Consider the following 20,702-nt stretch of genomic DNA (forward strand, 5'->3'; position numbering starts at 1 on the left):
GAATTTCTAAATAATGTTGATTATGCTAATCAAAGGAAAGTTTACGACTATTATGGTTGTATTTATAATCTTGTTCTTTCACGGAAATAAATTACAAGCCCAAAGCTATTTTTTTGAGCGGGTATATGATGAAACACTTGCACAGGCAAGTTTTGTCATCGGTGATCTGAATACCAAAGAAGCTATTGTTATTGACCCCAAACGCGACATAGATACCTATTTGGAAATTGCCAAAATTAACAATCTCAAAATAATTAAAGCAACTGAAACGCACATCCATGCAGATTTTTTAAGTGGCTCCCGTGAATTGGCTGCTGCCACAGGTGCAGAGTTGTTACTATCTGATGAGGGAGGAACAGATTGGCAATATCAATTTCCACATACGGGATTGAAGGAAGGCAGTATAATCTTCATTGGACAGGTAGAAATTAGCGTAATGCACACACCCGGACATACACCTGAAAGCATCACTTTTTTGGTAAGAGATACGAAAGTTCCTGTAACACCACAAAGAGCCATTACGGGAGATTTTATTTTCGTGGGCGATGTTGGTCGTCCTGACCTACTGGAAAAAGCAGCTGGGCAAGAAGGCTCACAGGAGCTTGGCGCAAAACAGCTTTATGCTTCCATACAGAAGTTTTCAAAATTGCCTGATGATTTGGAGATATGGGCTGGACACGGGGCTGGATCATTCTGCGGTAAGAGCCTAAGTACCATTCCTCATTCTACACTAAGGGAAGAAAAGCAGAACAGCAAAGCATTCCAATTTAAAAATGATGAAAAGGGGTTTGTGCACTACATCTTGAACGGGCAGCCAACACCACCAAAATATTTTGCTATGATGAAGCACTTGAATAAAGTAGATCGACCGTTGCTGATACAGGTTCCTATTCATCCAACACTTAACCCGACCTCTTTTCAAAAAGCAATAGATAACAAATTACTGATTATTGATACCCGCAATAAAAACGAGATTGCCAAAGCTCACATTCCGGGAAGCCTGCATATAGAAAACGGAAAATCATTTTCCACTTGGGTAGGTTCTTTGATAGATTATCAACATCAAATTGTATTGATAACTGATGAAAACCACATGGAGGATCTGACACGTAAGATGATGCGTATCGGGATGGACAACATCTACGGGTTTGTGATCAGCTTAAATAAGATGAATGTGGCACTGGAAAAATCCGATCTCGTTAACATTGAGGAACTGAAAAAGCACTTGAACAAGAAAGATGTTCAAATCATAGATGTGCGAACCGAAAGCGAATACGACAACGGACATATCAAAGGTGTAGAAAATATTGTTCTTACTTCATTAGAAAAAAATATTCAAAAAATCAGTAAAGATAAGCCTGTCATTGTTCATTGCCAAAGCGGAGTGCGAGCTGCAATGGCATACTCTATATTGAGAAGAAACGGAATTAAAAACCTAAGTATTTATTTAGGTGGTATTAACGAGTGGACAGAACAAAAGAATGAATTAACCAGGTAATTTAAACTATCTAAAGCGTCAAATTAAAATAGTAGTGGATGTTAAAAAATATTAAAACACAGGCTTTCGTTTGGATTGTTAGTTTAATTAAAGTATTTTAGCATATTGATGGATAATAAAATATCACATAGTCTAAAAAGTTTTCAGCGATACCTTTTTGTATTCGCTGCATTTCTTGTGATGTTTCTTTCATCTTGCTCAGTTAAGGCTAGTATTAAAACACTTGCTGGTTTCCCTCCAAAAACTGAACAAGGTATACCTAAAGGCAACCATAATTTATCTGTAAATACATTTGAAAAATGTTCACAGATTGATTTTGTCGATAGCCAAATTGATCATAAATCATCGTATAGTCCTCACGATTTATTACCAGTAATTCTTCTTGCAGTTACTACTATTTTCTTTTTTGGTATCCGCCAAGAAAGAAAAGAAACTAAACACCCACTTTATGGTGGTAGTGGAAAAATTCGTAATTCTATCTCTATCTTTTTAGAATACCGAAAACTTCTCATTCATTTCTCCCTTTAGTTTCTTTTCCTAATTTGAACGCAATGTCTCATTTAGGATGTATTTCTATTTTTTCCCTTTTTAAAAAATAAACTGAAGTCGTCATGACGGCTTTTAAAATCGTACATCAATATGATAAAACATATTATGGCGGTCACTTTGTTGTGGCTAGCCGTTGTTGTTGCTTTTCCGCTATATGCGCAGCAACACAAGGAACACACCTTAGGCAGTTTGTGGCCTAAAGTTGAAGAAAATTATCCGGGTATTAGTGCAAAAACATCGGAGATTGATGCCGCAAAATTCAACCAACGGGCAGTTAAGGGCAATATGCTTCCCCAAATTAACGCACAGGCACAAAATACTTATGGAACTTACGAAGGTAGTGCAGGTGGTTTTTTCCCACAGCCTGGTTTTTTTAACGTAAATGGCCCAGTACCATTAGATGGTAGTTCTACCGCAGCCAATACCTTTGGCTCCGCTATTGTGAATTTTGAAATGTTCTCTTTCGGAAAGCTCCGTAAGCAGAACGAGGCTGCGGGTGCTTTATATAACAAATCGGTCAGCGATAAAGATGCTTACCTGCTCAACCTAAAAAAGACATTATCTGAAAGGTACATCATTCTTCTTTACAATAATGCTAAGCTGCAATGGACCCAAAAGAATGCCGAACGTCTTGACGACATCCGGAAAATAACTTCGGGATTGTCAGCATCAGGCCTAAGACCTGCGGCAGACAGCTTGCTTGCTTCATCATCGTATGTGCAGGCAATGGGCGAGCATGACAAATGGTATGGCTTTAAAAATGCTTCTTATATTAAACTATTGGAGTTGTATGCCAATGATACCATAGATTTCACAGCATCAATCGACCGTTTCGGTAATCCCACAGAAAATGGTTTAAATAAATTAAATACCATTAATCCTTCGCACCCCATATTAGATGCGCTAGACAAGCAGTCGGAGTATTATACTTTAAGTGGTGAGGCACAAAAAAGAGCTTCTCTGCCTTCGATCAACTTGCTGGGTGGTTATGCTTATCGGGGCACTGGCATCAGCCCTAACGGAAACGTATCGGGAGCATGGAAAGACGGGTTCAGCAATACCACCAATAATTTTTTGGCAGGTGTCGGCATTACCTGGAATTTGACTAATCTGCATACTAACCGGATGAAAGGCGAACAACTGTTTAAAGAAGCCGAAAGTACGAAGCTACTTCAATCACAGTACCAGCTGGCAATGCAAGCAGATTTATCTGCTTCGCAGGCAAAAATTGTTCAGCAATACCAACAGCTTCAGAAAACGAAGCTGGCCGTACAGCAGTCGCAAGATGCGTACAATATGTACCTCGCAAGGTACAAAAGCGGTTTAATTACGCTAAGCGAACTTTTACAGATACGCATTTTGCTTGAACAGGCAGAGAATGTACATATCGAGGCTTCCCGTGAATATTGGGGATTGCTAGCTTATGAAGCGGAGCTAACTGCAGATTTCGACTTTTTATTCAACAACCTTTAAATAATCGTATATGAACATTATAAGATTTGCGTTAAGAAAACCAATTGCGATTATGGTTGTCGTACTAGCAATAGCTTTCTTTTCCTATAATACCGTAAAAAAAATAAACGTAGACATTTTTCCCGAAGTGGAATTGCCTGCGATGTATGTTGCTATGCCTTACGGTGGACTGTCCCCAGCTTATATGGACGGGTTTATGGCTAACGAGTTCCAAAAGGTACTTCTTTTTGTGAGTGGAGTAAAAAACATTGATTTTAAAAGCGTACAGGGGCTAACCCTGATGAAGCTGACCTTTTATCCCGGAACGGATATGGCACAAGCTGCTGGAGAGGTATCAACATCGGTCTCAAGGGCAATGGGTTTCCTACCGCCCGGAGCAGTTCCACCTATGGTAGTAAGATTTGACGGTAGTTCGCTTCCAGTAGGTAACCTTGTTTTTGAAAGCGACCAGCGTTCCGTAAATGAAATACAGACATTGGCATTGACCAAAATCAGACCAATGTTCGTACAAATCCCAGGCATTACTTCTCCCGCTCCTTTTGGCGGAAATGTACGTTCCATTGTGATCAATATCGATCCTGACGCAATGCAAGCCAATGGATTAAGCCCCGAAGATATTACCGTTGCCATCACTAAAAATAGTCTTCCATCTCCTGCTGGAAGTATTCGCATAGGAGATGAAAACTTGATGGCTCCTATAAACTCTATCGCTAAAGGACCTGCAGAACTATTGAAGACCCCTGTAAAAACAAGCGACAACCGTACTATATATGTTGGCGATGTAGCCCGTGTGGAGGACGGAGCAGATCAAACAGTAGGCTACGCTTTGATAAACGGAAAACGTTCTGTTTACCTGCCTATTATCAAAAAAGCAGATGCCTCCACATTGGATGCCGTGGAGAACCTAAAAGCTGCCATTCCGATGCTGAAAGACCAATTACCTGAAGATGTAAAAGTCAGTTATGAATTTGACCAATCAAATTATATCGAACGTTCCCTTTCCAACCTTATACACGAAGGTATTTTAGGAGCTGTTTTCACGGGATTGGTCATACTATTGTTCTTGGGAGACACACGTGGAGCTATCATTGTGGTATTGACTATTCCAATTGCCATTCTTACAGCAGTTACTGTTTTATATCTCTTAGGGCAAACCATAAATATCATGACATTGAGTGGTCTTGCTCTTTCCATCGGTATTCTCGTTGATGAAGCCACAGTAACCATAGAGAATATCCACCAACATATGGAAATGGGTAAACCCAAGCAACGGGCAATTATAGATGCTTTAATCGAAATTTCTATACCGAAATTATTGATCTTACTATGTATTCTTGCTGTATTGACCCCTGCTTTCATTATGACAGGCATTCCTAGAGATATGTTTATGCCTCTGTCGATGGCGGTTGCCTTTGCAATGATTGCATCCTTTTTGGCTTCACAGACCTTTGTACCGATACTGGCCAACTGGATGATGAAGAACAAGCACAACACAGCAGCCAATACTCCAAGAAAGCGAGCTTTTTTTGAAAAATTCCGGGTAAACTATTCTTACAGGATGCGTAAATGGTCAACCAAGGCTATCCCACTTTTTGTTGTGTATGTGCTGGTAGCGAGTGTAATTGCTGGCGTTTTATTAACAGTTGTTGGCACTGATGTAATGCCAGTTTCCAATAATGGAGATTTTCAGATACGCATACAGGCTCCACAGGGAAGCAGAATAGAAAAAACAGAACAGATTGTTAAAGATATTACAGGAGATATCAAAGCAGAACTGCCTGACAACGGTTTAAATATTACCTCTGCATTTGTAGGTATGCACCCCGCAGGGTCTCCGATAAATCCGATATTCCTTTTCAGTAATTCTTCTCACGAAGCTATACTGCAAATATCTGTCAATAAAGAAGTGTATGATGGATCAATGGAAGAATTCAAAGAGAAAGTCCGTAAAAAGATTATAGAGAAGTACCCCGAAGTCGCTTTTAATTTCGAACCAATGGAACTGACCGAAAAGATTATGGGTCAAGGAGCGATGACGCCTATTGAAGTTAAAGTTGGAGCCAATCAGATAAAAGGTGCTTTTGCCCATGCATCAAAAATTGAAGCCAATTTAAAAAAAGTTCCATATCTGAGGGATGTGCGTATTGCCGAACCTATTGCCTATCCAACAATGGAAATTGACGTAAACCGTGACCTTGCTGGACAATTTGGACTGACGATGCAGGATATTACACGTAGCCTTGTTACGGCTACATCATCTACACGCTTTACGGATAAGAACCTATGGATTGATCCTAAATCAGGACTGGTTTTTCAAACACAAGTACAAATTCCAGAGGGCATTATGTCGGAAGAAAGACTTCGGTCACTTCCCTTGAAAGCTGGAAGTCTTCGCCCGGTACTTGAAGATGTAGCAACCATACGAAGGGTTACTTCTCCTGCACAAGTAAACAGAAAGGGGCCTAACCGTTACGTTACCATTGTGGCTAACCTTTACGGAAAAGATTTAGGTACAGCTTCACGAGCAGTTAAACAAGCTATCAAAAATGCTGGAGAGCCACCTCGTGGAACTATTGTTTGGACAGAAGGTACACTACAGCTTTTAGATGATACTTTGGGTAGTCTTTTGGCAGGTTTAGGTGTGGCAATTATAGCTATATTCCTTATGTTGTCGGCTTTTTATCAATCGTTCAAAGTACCGCTTATTATTCTATCGGTATTACCTGCCGTGATTGCCGGTAGTCTTATCATTCTATTCCTCACAGGTAGTACGCTTAACCTGCAATCCTATATGGGTATTATTATGTCGCTTGGTGTATCGGTTTCTAATGCAGTATTATTGGTTAATCAAGCCGAACATTATCGAAAAAAACTGGCACTTAAGCCTGCTAATGCAGCAAGGCTCGCTGCTTCGTCGAGGTTAAGACCAGTGTTGATGACAGCAGCGGCGATGCTTGCCGGAATGTTACCAATGGCAATGGGCTTAGGCGATGGAGCCGAACAAGTAGCACCCTTGGGAAGAGCTGTTATCGGGGGGCTGATTGCTTCCACTGTAACCATCTTGTTATTAGTTCCGCATTTCTTTTCTTCCCTAATGTCGAGGACTTCAATAATCAGTCCTTCGTTAGACCCTGATGATGAAGATAGTAGGTATTATGCAGAACAGTCCGATAAACAAACGATATAATAAACTTAAAAACAAAAACAATGTATCACAGCATTTCAATCAATAAAAAATCAACAACCATACTGGCATTTACCATATCAATGGTATTGTTGCTATCCGCTTGTTCACAAAAAGAGCAGGAAAAAGGACAAACGCAAAATAAGCAGGCAAAACCTGTAAACTATAAAACGGCTCCTCTACAGGTCATCAATCCCGAGTACGAAATAGCCGTTCCAGCAGAACTCAAACCTTTCGAGCAGGTAGCGGTCTATGCAAAGGTTACAGGATTTGTAAAACAAATGTATGTTGACCGAGGCGATCGAGTTCGCAAAGGTCAGCTTTTAGCCGTACTCGAAGCTCCTGAAATGCAACAACAGTATCTTTCTGATAAATCTACAGAGCAAAAGGTTTATAGTGATTACCTGTATGCAAAACAGGCTTATGACAGATTGGTAACGGCTTCCAAAACAACGGGAGCGGTTGCGGATATCGAACTTGACAGAGCTAAAAGTGCGATGGAAAGTGCCAAGTCTGCTTTTGATGCTTCTAAAGCGGGAACGGCACATTCTTCACAGTTACAAAAGTACCTTCGCCTTACAGCACCGTTTGATGGCATAATAACCCAAAGGAATGTTTCTGTTGGGGCATTAGCCGGAACAGGAGGTAATACACCTTTGTTTATGATGGCACAGAGTAATAAACTCCGCCTTACCTTATCCCTACCGGAAAAACACGCATCATCTGTTTATGACGGTATGTCTGCTTCTTTTACCGTAAGCTCGCAGCCAGGTAAGACGTTTGATGCCAAACTATCTCGAACATCTGGATTGCTCGACCAACATGATCGCTCGCTAACACTTGAGTTTGACGTAAATAATACATCGGGCGAATTGCAGGGAGGTGATTATGCGCAGGTCAAGTTGAAATTAAAACGTAAAAACGTGTCTAACTGGGTACAAAGCAAGAGTGTTCTAAACACCCAATCTGGAACGTATGTACTAACATTGAATAACAACGAAGTAAAACGGATTGCTGTAAAGGAAGGTATCCGTTTAGATACAATTACAGAGGTTTTTGGTAATCTTTCTCTGGCCGACAAAATCATTATCAAACCATCTGAAGAAATCAAAGAAGGGAAAATAAAAAAATAGTATTATGAAAATGAATATCAAAAAAATAGCCATACTTCCATTAATAGCAATTACGGGATGGGCATACGCATCAATAAATCGAAATGGCATTAATGCAACTGTGAGCGCAAATCAACAAATAAATATCGAACAGAAATTAGTAACCAATTCTCAAGAAACGCCAGATTTAAAGTTTAAGGACGAAAACGGTAAAACCATTTCGTTAAAATCCTTAAAAGGAAAGGTCGTTTTCATTAATCTTTGGGCTACTTGGTGTCCGCCTTGCATTCACGAAATGCCATCGATTAATGAACTGCGTAAGATTTTTAAGGACAATAAAGATGTCGTATTTCTAATGGTAGATGTGGACGGAAAAATAGAAAAATCAAAAGAGTGGATGAAAAGCAAAAAATTTGATTTGCCAGTTTATGTTCCCGATGGCGAAATACCCCGTGAGTTATTTTCAGGCTCTATCCCTACTACTATTATCGTAGATAAGCAAAACAATATCATCGCAAGGCATGTTGGCGGAGCTGACTATTCGTCAAAGGAAGTGGTTGACCTAGTGACTAAACTATTAAAAGAAAAATAATTAGTAAAACAATGAAAAAGATAATATTTTTTGTGGCATTTTTATTCGCAAGTGCCGCCTCTTTCGGACAAATACTAAAGCCTGTGAAGTGGTCGTATGCTTCTAAACGCGTTAGTGATAAAGAAGCTGTATTGTTCTTTAAGGCAACAATAAACGATGGCTGGCATATCTATTCGCAAACGGTTCCTAAAAACGGTCCACAGCCTACAAGTTTTTCTTTCCATTCGTCAAAAGCTTATCAGTTAAGCGGAAAGGTTCAGGCGGCTAAACCAATTGTCAAACACGACACGACTTTTGATATGGAAGTGGGTTATTATGAAAAATTAGTGGTTTTCCAGCAAAAGGTAAAATTAACAAGCAATGCGCCTACGGTAAAAGGTACGCTTACCTATATGGTTTGTAACGATAAGCAATGCTTACCGCCTGAAGAAGTGGCGTTCAGCATTCCCATAAAATAAAGAATTTAATATGAGATTAATATCAAAAATATTAACGGTACTATTCATCTTTGGTTTGGTGGCTGTTACTTCAAATGCGCAGACAGACAGCCTCGTATCGCATGATGATGTGGAGTTTACAGAAATAACCGAGCAGCAGCCCGTTCAGAAGGAAAGTATTGCAACATCCAAAGAGCCAGAAACTTTGCTAACTAATGAAAACGGGGTAACATTGCAAAAGAATGAAGCTACAACCGATAAAAGTTCCCTTTGGGCAATCTTTATTGCGGGTTTTATCGGCGGCTTTGCAGCATTGTTGATGCCCTGCATTTTTCCGATGCTGCCCTTAACGGTAAGTTTCTTTACCAAAAGCGGTCATACGAAACGCAGGGCGGTAATCCAAGCAATGATATATGGATTGTCTATCATACTCATTTACGTTCTATTGGGTATTTTCATTACGCTAATTTTCGGTGCGGATGCACTCAACAGTCTATCTACAAACGGGATTTTTAATTTTGCTTTCTTCGCTCTTTTAGTTGTATTTGCCTTTTCCTTTTTCGGTGCATTTGAGCTTACATTGCCTGCCTCGCTAGCGAACAAGTTAGACCGTAAAGCTGATCGAGGAGGTTTGCTAGGGCTTTTCTTTATGGCAGCAACATTAGCCGTAGTGTCCTTTTCCTGTACTGGTCCAATTATCGGAACGTTGCTGGTACAGGCTGCAACAATGGGGGAACTTTTAGGTCCCGCCATTGGGATGCTCGGCTTTGCATTGGCATTAGCAATACCGTTCACGCTTTTTGCAATGTTCCCAAGCCTTTTAAAAAGCCTTCCATCTTCGGGAGGTTGGCTGAATAGCGTAAAAATCACACTCGGATTTTTAGAATTAGCTCTTGCTTTGAAGTTTTTGAGCAATGTGGATCTGGCATATCATTGGAATTGGTTCGACAGAGAAGTCTTTTTAGCACTTTGGATTATAATCTTCGGATATTTAGGTTTCTATTTATTAGGAAAAATTCGGTTTCCGAATGATAGTCCAATGGATACATTGAGCCTGCCGAGAATGGTACTGTCAATACTTGTACTATCGTTTACCCTGTATATGGTTCCTGGATTGTGGGGAGCACCTTTAAAATCCATTTCGGCATTTTTACCACCACAGACAACACAAGATTTTGACCTGTATACTTCTTCATTTGGTAGGACAGAGACAAATAATGTCGTCGATAGCAAAGCCCGCAAATATTCGGATATATTCCACGCACCCTTAAACCTTAATGTCTTTTTTGACTATGAGGAGGGAATAGAATATGGAAAGAAAGTGGGCAAACCTGTCATGCTCGATTTCACAGGGCATGCCTGTGTTAATTGCCGTAAGATGGAAGCATCCGTGTGGTCTGATAAAGACGTACACAAGCTATTGAACGAAGAACTTATCATCATCCAACTTTATGTGGACGATAAAACAGAATTACCACAGGCAGAACAATTTGTATCATCATTTAGTGGCAAAAATATACGTACCATAGGAAATAAATGGAGCGATTTTCAGGCGAGTAAGTTTAACTCCAATTCGCAACCTCACTATGTACTTTTAGACCCATCTAACGAGGAAATACTGATCAAACCTACTGGAGCAGATTACAATCAGAAAAGCTATTACGGTTTTATTCAATCTGCAATTAACAAATACAAGAGTAAAAATTTATAGAATAAGTAATTAAAATCATTTAGTATGAAAATGCAATTTAAAAATTTGGCAATTCGTTCTGGTCTTTTCATAATCACAGCTATATCGCTGGCTGCTTGCGGGAATACGGATAAGAAGAAAGAAAATAAGGTAGAGAGCGAGCATTCGACGACGACAGGAGTTGGGACAACGGAAGCACAGGTCTCAACAACTGCCAGCCTTTCCTTTACTGATAAAGATGGAAAAACCGTATCGTTAAGTTCATTAAAAGGTAAGGTAGTATTTATCAACTTTTGGGCAACTTGGTGTCCGCCCTGCATTCAGGAAATGCCTACCATTAACGAACTAAAAGCAAAGTACAAAGGCAATAACGACATCGTATTCCTGATGGTAGATGTAGACAACAAGATGGAAAAATCCACTGCATTTATGGAGAAGAATAAGTATGATTTGCCTGTATATGTTCCAGCCAGCAATATACCTTCTGAATATTTAGGCAGTTCAATTCCAACTACGGTCATACTAGACAAAAGCGGAGATATGATTGCCCGTATCGAAGGTGGTAGGGATTATACAAGTCCCGAGATCATCAAAGTTGTGAATGAACTTGTAGATAGTAACTAATTGATAAAAGAATGAATTATGACTAACAATAAAGAAGTTTCTAATAAGAAACCACCACAGAAAAAGCTACAGTACATTAAGAAAAATGCATTTACCATATTTATGGTAATTGCCGTCGGGATATTGCTTATCAGCCCCGATGCAAAATCATTTGTGCTGCGCCAACTAATGTCAACAGGAATTTTTAACGCGAGTATAGACAAAAAGGATGCGGATACAGTAAGCCTTACAAATACTGATTTTACTTTTACGGACGGAAAAGGGAGCATACAAAATACCTCATCATTAAGAGGAAAAGTAGTGTTTATCAATTTTTGGGCATCTTGGTGTCCACCCTGTCGGGCTGAATTTCCATCTATTGAAACTCTGTATACCCAATTTAAGGATAACCCTGGCATTTTCTTTCTAACCCTCAACGAGGACAATGACCCGGCTGCGGGAAGGGCATATCTGGAAAAAGAAAATTTTTCAGTTCCAATGTATCAGTCCAGCGGTAATGTTCCAACGGAAGTGTTTTCCGGTTCATTACCAACAACCGTAGTATTGGATAAGAAAGGTAAAGTCAGGCTTCATCATACCGGATTTGCCAATTACGCATCTGAAAAATTTGTAAAGGAAATAGAAGAATTAATAAATGAACAATAATAACAATAAAATGAAAAAACTACAAGCTTTGCTAATAGCCGTACTATGTTTTATGTCTATTAGCATTTTTGCGCAACAAAAACCAGATACCACTTTTGAGCCCGCGAAAGCATACAAAAAACATTACAATGCGCTTTATATCTTGAACGAAGCAGAGGATAAAAAAATAAAGGGGATCCTTCGCAACATCAATAATGTACTAAGTGACCCACGGTTGAAAGGTAAATTACAGATAGAAGTCCTTGCGTTTTCTGACGGTGTGGAAATGTATAAAAAAGCTAACAGCTACCAAAAATTATTGGTTGCACTCAAAGATAAGGGCGTTTTATTTGTCCAGTGTTCTAAAACAATGGAAGAACGAAAAATTGACAAGAACGAATTGTTTGATTTTGTGAACTACGTCCCTAGCGGTAATGGAGAAATTATATTAAGGCAATACGAAGGCTGGGCAATTGTTCATCCATAATCAAAAATGCTTTAAAACTTTAAATTATATATAATGGAATTATCAATAGGATTTATAAATGATGTACACGGTTATCTTGAACCACACCCAGAACTATTTTATGGTAAGGACGGGGAATTTATTAAAACAGCAGGAGGCTATGCAAAAATCGCCTCTGTTTTCGAGAAGATAAGAAAAGAGAATGAACACACCTTGTTTTTTGACGGAGGCGATACCTTTCACGGAACCTTACCCGTAGTGGCTTCCAGAGGCGAAGTACTAATTCCAATTTTAAACAAACTTAGTTTTAGTGCAATGGTGGGACATTGGGATTTTGCCTATAGGCCGGAACATCTTTTAGCATTAGATAAACTACTTAATTATCCCGTATTAGGTGTCAATGTTTATAAGGATGACGGTACCCTACTGCTGAAACCGTATTCATTTATTGAGGTAGGTAATCAAAAAATTGCTGTAATCGGTATTTGTGCCAATATTATCGATAAGACGATGCCTGCTAAGTTCAAACAAGGAATTTATGTAACTGACGGAATGGATGAAATAAACGGTTATGTAAAAGAAGTAAAGGGATTGGGAGCAAGTTTGGTCATATTACTTTCGCACAATGGCTACCCGCAGGATATTGAATTACTTAAAAGTACAACAGGAATTGATATATGTTTAAGTGCGCACACCCACAACAGAATATATGAACCTGTAAAAGTAAAAGATACCATAATAATACAGTGTGGTTGCCACGGCTCTTTTGTGGGACATCTTAAACTTTCCATCGTAGATAATAAAATTATAAATTATCAATACAAGCTTATAGAAGTGAACGAAGATGTTGCGAGCCATAAACCAGTAGAACATATTGTAAATGACATTATGGCTTCATACAGAAACTTGCAAGAAGATGTTGTTGGGAGAACGAATACCATATTACATCGGTATGATGCTTTCTCATCATCTATGGATAATCTGTTATTAAAAGCAATTAGCAAGGCTGCTGGTGTAAACATAGCATTTTCTAACGGATGGCGTTACGGTGCGCCTATTGATAAAGGAAATATTACGATGTGGGATTTGTACAGTATGGTTCCTATGAACCCAATCATTTCTACCGTTGATATGACGGGACAAGAGATCATTGATATGTTGGAAGAAAACTTTGAACGTACTTTTTCAGCTAATCCTATGAAACAAATGGGCGGTTACTGTAAACGATATTTAGGATTACAGATCAAATTCCACATTGAAAATCCGTATGGCTATCGTATTGAGGAAATCTACTACGAGAACGAACATTTAAAAAAACAAAAAACATATAAGGTTGCCTATATCACTGAACAAGGTGTGTCAGAAAAATATGGAACCAACAGAACACATTTAAAAGTAACTGCGGTACAAGCTCTTGTTGATTATTTAAAAACAAATTCCTAACACCATAAATCTTTTTGCAATGAAAACCACATAGCTAAAATTATATCGGGGTTCTTACCCATTACGATTTTAATCTTAAACTAAAATCTATGGAAAAATACTATAATGAATGCGTACAGAAACTCGAAGAAAAAATCAAGGAGTTGACATTGGAAGTAGATGACCCAATCTTACTGCCACAGGAAGTTATTGTGCTTATAGTAGATTGCTTATCAAAGTTAAAAGAATTTGTATTAAAACGAGGTTTTAAAAATAAACAAGAAGAAATCTACTTCTTTAAAAAGTTGAAACCTGTTATTCTGTCCAAATTAATTTATTACAATGCTATTTATAAGATAGAAACCAAAAAGCCTTATGGAAATGGGAAAACAATAAAGAAGTATATTGACAATGAATTAGCAAAACTAAAAAGATTTTTTGATAACAACCTCGAATTTTATAAGTATTATAGAACCAATAGCATCTATCTTGATGAGAGGTATTTTGTAAGAGGTGGTTATGATGTGAGATTAAGCATAGATACTTACTATTTTGAAACTGATCACAATTTTACAACTTCACACGACTATGTCATGAACGCGTGGAGACGACGATGGAATATTTGCATGTTTGCCAGCTCGAAAACCAAAAAGTACACAGTCCAATTGATACCGTTTTTGCTTTATGCAGCCGCAGTGGGAAGTAGCCGATGTGCTGAGAAAAGTCGATTTGTCCAACCAAAACTTTACCGTTCATCAAGAAAAAACGTTAAGAGCATTGACTTTGTGCCGAACTGCTGCTTTGGGCGGACATGTAGATGCTTGTGATGCTTGTGGCAACATTAGTATTAGTTACAACAGTTGTCGCAATAGGCATTGCCCGAAATGTCAAGGTCATAAACGTGAAGAATGGATTCAGGCACGTGAGCAGGATTTGTTGCCTTGTTCGTACTATCATTTGGTTTTTTCCCTTCCAGATTCGCTTAATGGATTAGCGATTGCACATCCAAAAATCGTTTATAAAATCTTGTTTGATTCTGTTTGGTCGACATTAAATCAATTCGGAAAAACGGAAGGTTTGCAACTAGGAATGATTGCGATTTTACATACCTGGGGACAAAATTTAAGTTTACATCCACATTTACACTGCATTATTCCTGGTGGTGGAATTGATGCCAACGGTAAATGGAAACGCAAGATAAAAACCGATAAATACTTATTTGCAGTAAAAGCGTTAAGCAAGGTTTTTCGAGCAAAATTTGTTGCCTTGTTACGTAAAGAAAAGCTTGCCGATGCTCATGTTTTGCAAAGTTTATTTGATAAAAATTGGGTGGTTTATGCCAAACGCCCATTTGGAGGTCCCAAACAAGTAATCGAATATTTAGGAAGATACACCCATAAAGTTGCCATCAGCAATCATCGGATTAAAAATGTAACAAATCAAGAAGTTACCATTGCTTATAAAGATTATAAAGACGCAAGTAAAACTAAGCAACTCACCTTAAAAAACGAAGAGTTTACAAGGCGTTTTAGTCTTCATATTTTACCCAAACGTTTTGTAAGAATCAGGCATTACGGTATTTTAAGTAGCAGTTGGAAACGTGGCAAACTGCAACAATTACAACAAGATTTAAATATCATTCGACCTGAAATCGAAACCAAAACGCAACTTAAAAAATGTTATTGTTGTAAAGTTGGAAATCTGGTTACGTTACATGTCTTTGGGCAACGAGGTCCGCCAAAAGCATATCTTATCGAGAATACACTTGCCTATGTGAATTAGTTTTTACGGGTAAGGGAACTTGTATTTAATTGCGTCGGTAAATCGAAAAATAACAATAAGACAGCACAAGTTCAACCATAAAAAAAGCAGTAATCGTAAAATTACTGCTCGTATATCTTAAAGCTACACTTCGAAAACTCCATAATACGTATTAAGCTTCCTGCGGTTCCGTTCAACGGGCTTTCATCTCGTGCCCTCCGGGCAAGACGAAAGCTTAGTTATTGTAAGTAGTTTTTATTGCTCGGATTTATTTGTTTCCAATATCTGTATTATTGTATTTTGAAACTTTTCTGGTTCATCTTGATGTATTTGATGTCCTGAATTTTCAAATAAAAATAAATCTTTCTTTGGTGCTTTCAATTCCTCAAAATATTCTTCTGTAATTTTAGTCGATGTTTGAATATCGTTTTTGCCAACGAAAAAATAAATTGGACAGTCAATTTCCTGTAAAGTCTTTGGTAAATCAATATTCATCACTTCGTTCCACACAGGCGACCAAGTTTTTGACCATTGAAGAAAACCTTTTTTGAAATCATCACTTGTTACATATTCTTTACCATCTTTATAAAAAAGCCACTTTCTTAAATAAAATATGTCCTCGTCAATTTTAAAGGGAATATTTATGCTCGCCAATTCTTTACTGGCAAGAGCATTTTCTTTAAAATGAATTTTCAAAGTTTTGAGCAATTCTTTTTCACTCGCCAATTGACTGATAACAGGATTTACAGCAAAATAAGAATGTAATAATTCAGGATGATTTTTAACGATGTCAAAGCCTAAAACATTTCCCCAAGAACTGCCTAATAAATAGATTTTTTCTTGGTGTAGCTCCTTTATTAGAAAATTGATAACTTGATAAGTGTCCTCTTCCATTTGCTTAACAGAGAGTTTGCTTGGCGAAGGATTTAATTTCAATGTTTGTCCGGCATCTCTTTGGTCCCATTGAACAATAGTAAATTTATTTTTTAAAATGTTTGTAAAAGTGTCCGCATTTTTCATCATTGAACTTCCGGGACCGCCCGATAAAAAGAGAAGTATCGGTTTATTAAAATCATCTGTCTTAATTTCTATGACTTGTTTTATTCCGCCAATTTCAGGTGTTAGAAGCGTGTCAATTTTGACTGAACTATTTTCGGGATTAAGTTCTTTTTTATTTTGTCCATTACATCCATAAAATGGAAGCAAAATTGTCAATAGAATTAATAATAGGCTTTTTATTATCATAGGTTTATGGTTAGGCAAAATTACTTACAACTTACTTATTTAGGTGATAAAATTGCTTAAATAAGTACTATTTTGATGGCTTGATGCCATTGTTCAAAATTTCAAAATCAAACATACAAAACCGATTTTGTATTAGTTTATGGTTTTCCATAATCCGACTAAAGTATTAGGTTGCAAAATAATTCTTTTAGAAAAGATATAGATACCGTATAAATACCTGTTTTTGAATTTAATTGAGGGTAAAAAAAAAGATGCTTAAAGCATCTTCATATTTTATAATCCTATTAATTTAAAAAATTCTGATAGTTTCAAATTTTTTGCCTCACAAATCTTATTTATAGTTTCGAAACTCATATTGTAATTTGGATCATTTTTTATACTCCTAACCGTCTTTTCATCGAGATTATGTTCAACAGCAAAAGAACTCTGGGATTTAGCTCTACTAACCCATTCATTTCTTATAAAGTCAACAATAATACGGTTTGTACTCTTCATCTTAACAAAGTAAATCCAAGAGGATTAAATAATTCGGATTTAAATCCGAATTGTAAAATATTTTGTTATATTTGTTCATAATAATTTATATTTGCGACTCTTCATATAAAAATATTTGAAGCATTCGCTTTGAATCTCGTTTTCAAAAACTGGTAATTTTTAAACGCTCGAGATGATAAGTAAGATGCTCACGTCTTCTGGCGTGGGCTCACTTATTCGTGCGTAGGGTATACCAGTACCTTGAAAGCGTCTAAGATGAGTTCCGCGCCTTTTTTATGCTAAAAACTCTCCTTTCATTCTTAGCGATATTCCTTTTTTTATTTAAGTTTTGCGTCATAATGTTAAACCTTTAAACGCTTATGTCTGTGAAATAAAAAATTTATCCTTCTTATGACCATTAAGACGTTTACTTAATGCATAAAAAATGGCCCTCTACGACAGCGACTAAACTAGTATAGAGGACCGTAGCCAATCAAACTATCGTTTAACTAACCAATCCAATATTATGAATATTTTTTCATTTTACAAGGATGGGAAAGCTCTTTATTGCCTATTTTTTATATGGCTCTGTTTTTCTTTTTCATCTCTTTATGCCACAAACTCTATTAGTCGTAGTATTTCATTTGCTCAACAGTTTCAGGTTCAGGGAACTATTAGCGACGGCTCCAACCCGCTTCCAGGAGTAACCATCGCTATAAAAAGCAAAGGCAATTCTGCAACTATTTCCGATTATAGTGGTCAGTACACTCTTTCAGCTTCTCCTTCGGATACTTTAATTGTTTCTTTTATAGGATTTAAAACTATTCTTGTTTCTGTCCAGAATCGTAAAACAATAGACATTTCATTAGAGTATGATACCACGACGCTAAAGGAAGTTAAGGTCAATGCAGGTTACTATTCTATTAAAGAAAGTGAGCGTACAGGAAGTATTGCCCGAATCACTGCAAAAGATATTGAAAACCAACCCGTAACGAATGTACTTGCAACTATGCAAGGACGAATGGCCGGTGTAAGCATTACGCAGACCACGGGGGTTCCCGGTGGAGGATTTGATATTAAAATTCGTGGACAGAACAGTATTCGAAGTGATGGAAATAATCCCCTGTACATCATTGATGGTGTTCCTTACGCCTCAGACCCAATAGGGTATAATCAGACTTCGTCCACATTTCCCAGCGTTACAAGTCCATTGAATAGCATAAATCCCGATACAATAGAAAGCATTGAGATACTTAAAGATGCTGATGCCACCTCGATATATGGTTCAAGAGGAGCGAATGGAGTGGTGCTGATCACTACTAAAAAAGGTAAAGGAGGAAAAACTGTTGTGAGTGTTAAAGCTACAACAGGCGCTGGAACAGTAACTAAATTTATGAAGCTTATGGGTACCCAGCAGTATCTTGCCATGCGAAAACAGGCCTTTGTCAATGATGGTCTCACTCAGTATAATCCATGGGACTATGATATAAACGGAACATGGGATCAGAATCGTGAAACAGACTGGCAGAAAGAGTTTTTAGGAGGGACGTCGCAGATAACCGATCTGCAGGCTACACTCTCAGGTGGATCTGATAAAACGCAGTTTTTATTAAGCAGTTCGTACCACACAGAGTCCACCGTGTTTCCCGGCCAGTATATGTACAAGAAAGGAGGGACGCAGCTCAGTATGAGCCACCGCTCCGAAGATAATAGGTTCAAACTCACTTTTTCAGCGGGATACAATATTCAGGATAATGACCAGCCTGCATATGATCTTACTTCAAGCTCAAGATATCTTGCGCCAAATGCTCCTGCGCTGTATGACACCTCTGGAAATTTAAATTGGGAAAATGGAACTTGGCAAAACCCGCTTCGTTTCAGAGAAGCTAAGTTTAGATCCAAAACAAATGATCTTGTTACCAGTGCTGTATTATCTTATGAAATACTGGATAATTTAGTGCTGAAAAGTAATTTTGGTTTTACAGATTTAAGGCATGAGGAAACCCGTACTTCTCCTTCCACCATCTATAATCCTGCTTATCAGTTGACAAGTGCCTATTCGGGTATTTATTTAAATAATACAGACAGGCAGTCTTGGATAGTGGAGCCCCAGGTAAGTTGGGAAAAAGAAATGACGTTTGGTAAAGTCAATATTCTGGCTGGAGGAACTTTTCAAAGCCAGACCACTGCGCGGCTGTATCAATTCGGAAGCGGTTTCACATCAAATGACTTGATCTATGACCTTGCATCAGCAGCTACTGTGCGGGTTTTATACAGTGATGATGCCCTGTATAAATATCAGGCGTTCTTCGGACGGATCAACTATAACTTGCAGGATCGTTATATTATAAATCTTACGGGAAGGCGTGACGGCTCTAGTCGATTTGGACCGGGAAATCAGTTTGCCAATTTTGGCGCCGTGGGAGCGGCATGGATTTTCACCAAAGAAAGATTTTTAAAAGAGATCTCATGGCTGAGTTTTGGCAAACTGCGAGGAAGTTACGGAACAACCGGAAATGACCAGATTGGCGACTACCAGTTTCTGGATACTTATATCTCTTCGGGATTTAATTATGATTCAAACGTGGGCTTGCAGCCTTCAAGGCTTTATAATCCTGACTTTGGATGGGAAACAAATAAAAAAATTGAAGCTGCTCTTGAAGTGGGCATCCTGCAAGATAAAATATTTCTAACCGCCGCTTGGTATCAGAACCGCTCATCCAATCAGCTCGTGGGCATACCTTTGGCAGGAACTACCGGATTCCAGTCCATGCAGGCCAATTTAGATGCTGTTGTGCAAAACACAGGATTTGAATTCACTGTCCGGACTCAAAACTTCAATACTCAGAACTTTAAATGGACGACCAGCCTTAATCTTACTTTTGCCCGTAATAAACTTATTAGTTTTCCAGGACTTTCCGCGTCTCCATACAATGAGAAATATCGAATCGGAGAACCCTTAAATATTGAGCTGAATTATAAATATACCGGTATTGACAGCCAGACAGGTATTTATCTTTTCGAGGATATTAATAAGGATGGTGCCATATCGTTTCCCGAGGACAAACAAAGTGTAGTTGATTTCAACCCGCAGTACTTTGGCGGACTGCAAAATCAGCTCTCCTATAAACGATGGAAGCTTGATTTCCTTTTTCAATTTGCAAAACAGGAGAATCGCAGCTATTACAATGGTTTTGCCGGACAGATGTCCAATCAGCCGGCAAGGGCTGCGGACAGCTGGATAAAGTCCGGTGATAATGCAGCACAGCAAATTTATACCAGCGGCTACAATGAAGATGCCGTCACTGCTGACTATCTTTATAACCAGAGCACGGGTTCTATTACTGATGCGTCTTTTATTCGCCTAAAGAATATAGCTCTTTCCTATGACCTGCCTTTAGGTACGAAAAGTACACAGTGCCAGCTAATCCTGCAGGGGCAGAACCTGCTCACTTTTACAAAATATAAGGATGGCGATCCTGAATTTATAGCCTCAGGTTACCTGCCTCCCCTGAAAATCATTACTGCCGGAATTCAACTCACTTTTTAAT

Annotated in this window: 17 protein-coding genes; 15 read left to right on the forward strand and 2 right to left on the reverse strand. The window is 38.3% G+C overall.

The genetic code is table 11. The features are described from left to right. Positions 1–22 precede the first annotated feature (22 nt). The 14 genes from GON26_RS11430 (at position 23) to GON26_RS11495 (ending at position 15,453) form a co-directional block, all read left to right on the forward strand. Positions 23–1,498, forward strand: a complete 1,476-nt coding sequence (locus GON26_RS11430; RefSeq protein ID WP_041516143.1) for an MBL fold metallo-hydrolase — start codon at positions 23–25, stop codon at positions 1,496–1,498. Positions 1,499–1,606: 108 nt separating this feature from the next. After that, positions 1,607–2,026: a hypothetical protein gene (locus tag GON26_RS11435; protein ID WP_041516045.1), complete on the forward strand. Its 420-nt coding sequence runs from the start codon at positions 1,607–1,609 to the stop codon at positions 2,024–2,026. 111 nt (positions 2,027–2,137) lie between these two features. Continuing rightward, entirely contained in the window at positions 2,138–3,520 is a 1,383-nt protein-coding gene (locus GON26_RS11440) for a TolC family protein (RefSeq protein ID WP_041516046.1), read from the forward strand. A gap of 10 nt (positions 3,521–3,530) precedes the next feature. Continuing rightward, positions 3,531–6,707, forward strand: a complete 3,177-nt coding sequence (locus tag GON26_RS11445) for an efflux RND transporter permease subunit (protein ID WP_103913867.1) — start codon at positions 3,531–3,533, stop codon at positions 6,705–6,707. A gap of 20 nt (positions 6,708–6,727) precedes the next feature. Continuing rightward, positions 6,728–7,837, forward strand: a complete 1,110-nt coding sequence (locus GON26_RS11450; protein WP_052480059.1) for an efflux RND transporter periplasmic adaptor subunit — start codon at positions 6,728–6,730, stop codon at positions 7,835–7,837. 4 nt (positions 7,838–7,841) lie between these two features. Then, positions 7,842–8,408, forward strand: coding sequence for a TlpA family protein disulfide reductase (locus GON26_RS11455; RefSeq protein ID WP_041516048.1), 567 nt, complete (start codon positions 7,842–7,844; stop codon positions 8,406–8,408). 11 nt (positions 8,409–8,419) lie between these two features. Next, on the forward strand, positions 8,420–8,866 hold the full coding sequence (locus GON26_RS11460) for a protein-disulfide reductase DsbD N-terminal domain-containing protein (RefSeq protein WP_041516049.1): 447 nt from the start codon (positions 8,420–8,422) through the stop codon (positions 8,864–8,866). A 10-nt stretch (positions 8,867–8,876) separates the two neighbouring features. Beyond that, positions 8,877–10,556, forward strand: a complete 1,680-nt coding sequence (locus tag GON26_RS11465) for a protein-disulfide reductase DsbD family protein (protein WP_160374920.1) — start codon at positions 8,877–8,879, stop codon at positions 10,554–10,556. Between the two features lie 24 nt (positions 10,557–10,580). Further along, positions 10,581–11,159: a TlpA family protein disulfide reductase gene (locus tag GON26_RS11470; RefSeq protein WP_041516051.1), complete on the forward strand. Its 579-nt coding sequence runs from the start codon at positions 10,581–10,583 to the stop codon at positions 11,157–11,159. Between the two features lie 18 nt (positions 11,160–11,177). Next, positions 11,178–11,804 carry a TlpA family protein disulfide reductase gene (locus tag GON26_RS11475; protein ID WP_041516052.1) on the forward strand — a complete coding sequence of 209 codons (627 nt, stop codon included), beginning with the start codon at positions 11,178–11,180 and terminating at the stop codon, positions 11,802–11,804. Between the two features lie 10 nt (positions 11,805–11,814). Next, a complete protein-coding gene (locus GON26_RS11480) occupies positions 11,815–12,270 on the forward strand; it encodes a DsrE family protein (protein WP_041516145.1) in 456 nt (151 codons plus the stop codon). A 33-nt stretch (positions 12,271–12,303) separates the two neighbouring features. Further along, entirely contained in the window at positions 12,304–13,692 is a 1,389-nt protein-coding gene (locus GON26_RS11485) for a bifunctional metallophosphatase/5'-nucleotidase (protein ID WP_041516053.1), read from the forward strand. A gap of 89 nt (positions 13,693–13,781) precedes the next feature. After that, positions 13,782–14,498: an RteC domain-containing protein gene (locus tag GON26_RS11490; RefSeq protein ID WP_230407927.1), complete on the forward strand. Its 717-nt coding sequence runs from the start codon at positions 13,782–13,784 to the stop codon at positions 14,496–14,498. Next, positions 14,383–15,453, forward strand: coding sequence for an IS91 family transposase (locus tag GON26_RS11495; RefSeq protein ID WP_317164708.1), 1,071 nt, complete (start codon positions 14,383–14,385; stop codon positions 15,451–15,453). The genes GON26_RS11490 and GON26_RS11495 overlap by 116 nt, the downstream gene beginning before the upstream one ends. Before the next feature lie 234 nt (positions 15,454–15,687). On the opposite strand, the gene GON26_RS11500 is transcribed toward GON26_RS11495, so the two are convergent. After that, positions 15,688–16,677 carry an alpha/beta fold hydrolase gene (locus tag GON26_RS11500; protein WP_160374922.1) on the reverse strand — a complete coding sequence of 330 codons (990 nt, stop codon included), beginning with the start codon at positions 16,675–16,677 and terminating at the stop codon, positions 15,688–15,690. Positions 16,678–16,950: 273 nt separating this feature from the next. Then, positions 16,951–17,172: a helix-turn-helix domain-containing protein gene (locus GON26_RS21870; RefSeq protein WP_160374923.1), complete on the reverse strand. Its 222-nt coding sequence runs from the start codon at positions 17,170–17,172 to the stop codon at positions 16,951–16,953. 505 nt (positions 17,173–17,677) lie between these two features. Between GON26_RS21870 and GON26_RS11510 the strand changes: the two genes are divergently transcribed. Continuing rightward, positions 17,678–20,701, forward strand: a complete 3,024-nt coding sequence (locus GON26_RS11510) for a SusC/RagA family TonB-linked outer membrane protein (protein WP_160374924.1) — start codon at positions 17,678–17,680, stop codon at positions 20,699–20,701. Position 20,702: the final 1 nt, after the last annotated feature.

The organism is Flavobacterium hydrocarbonoxydans (assembly GCF_009789235.1).
GTDB lineage: Bacteria > Bacteroidota > Bacteroidia > Flavobacteriales > Flavobacteriaceae > Flavobacterium > Flavobacterium hydrocarbonoxydans.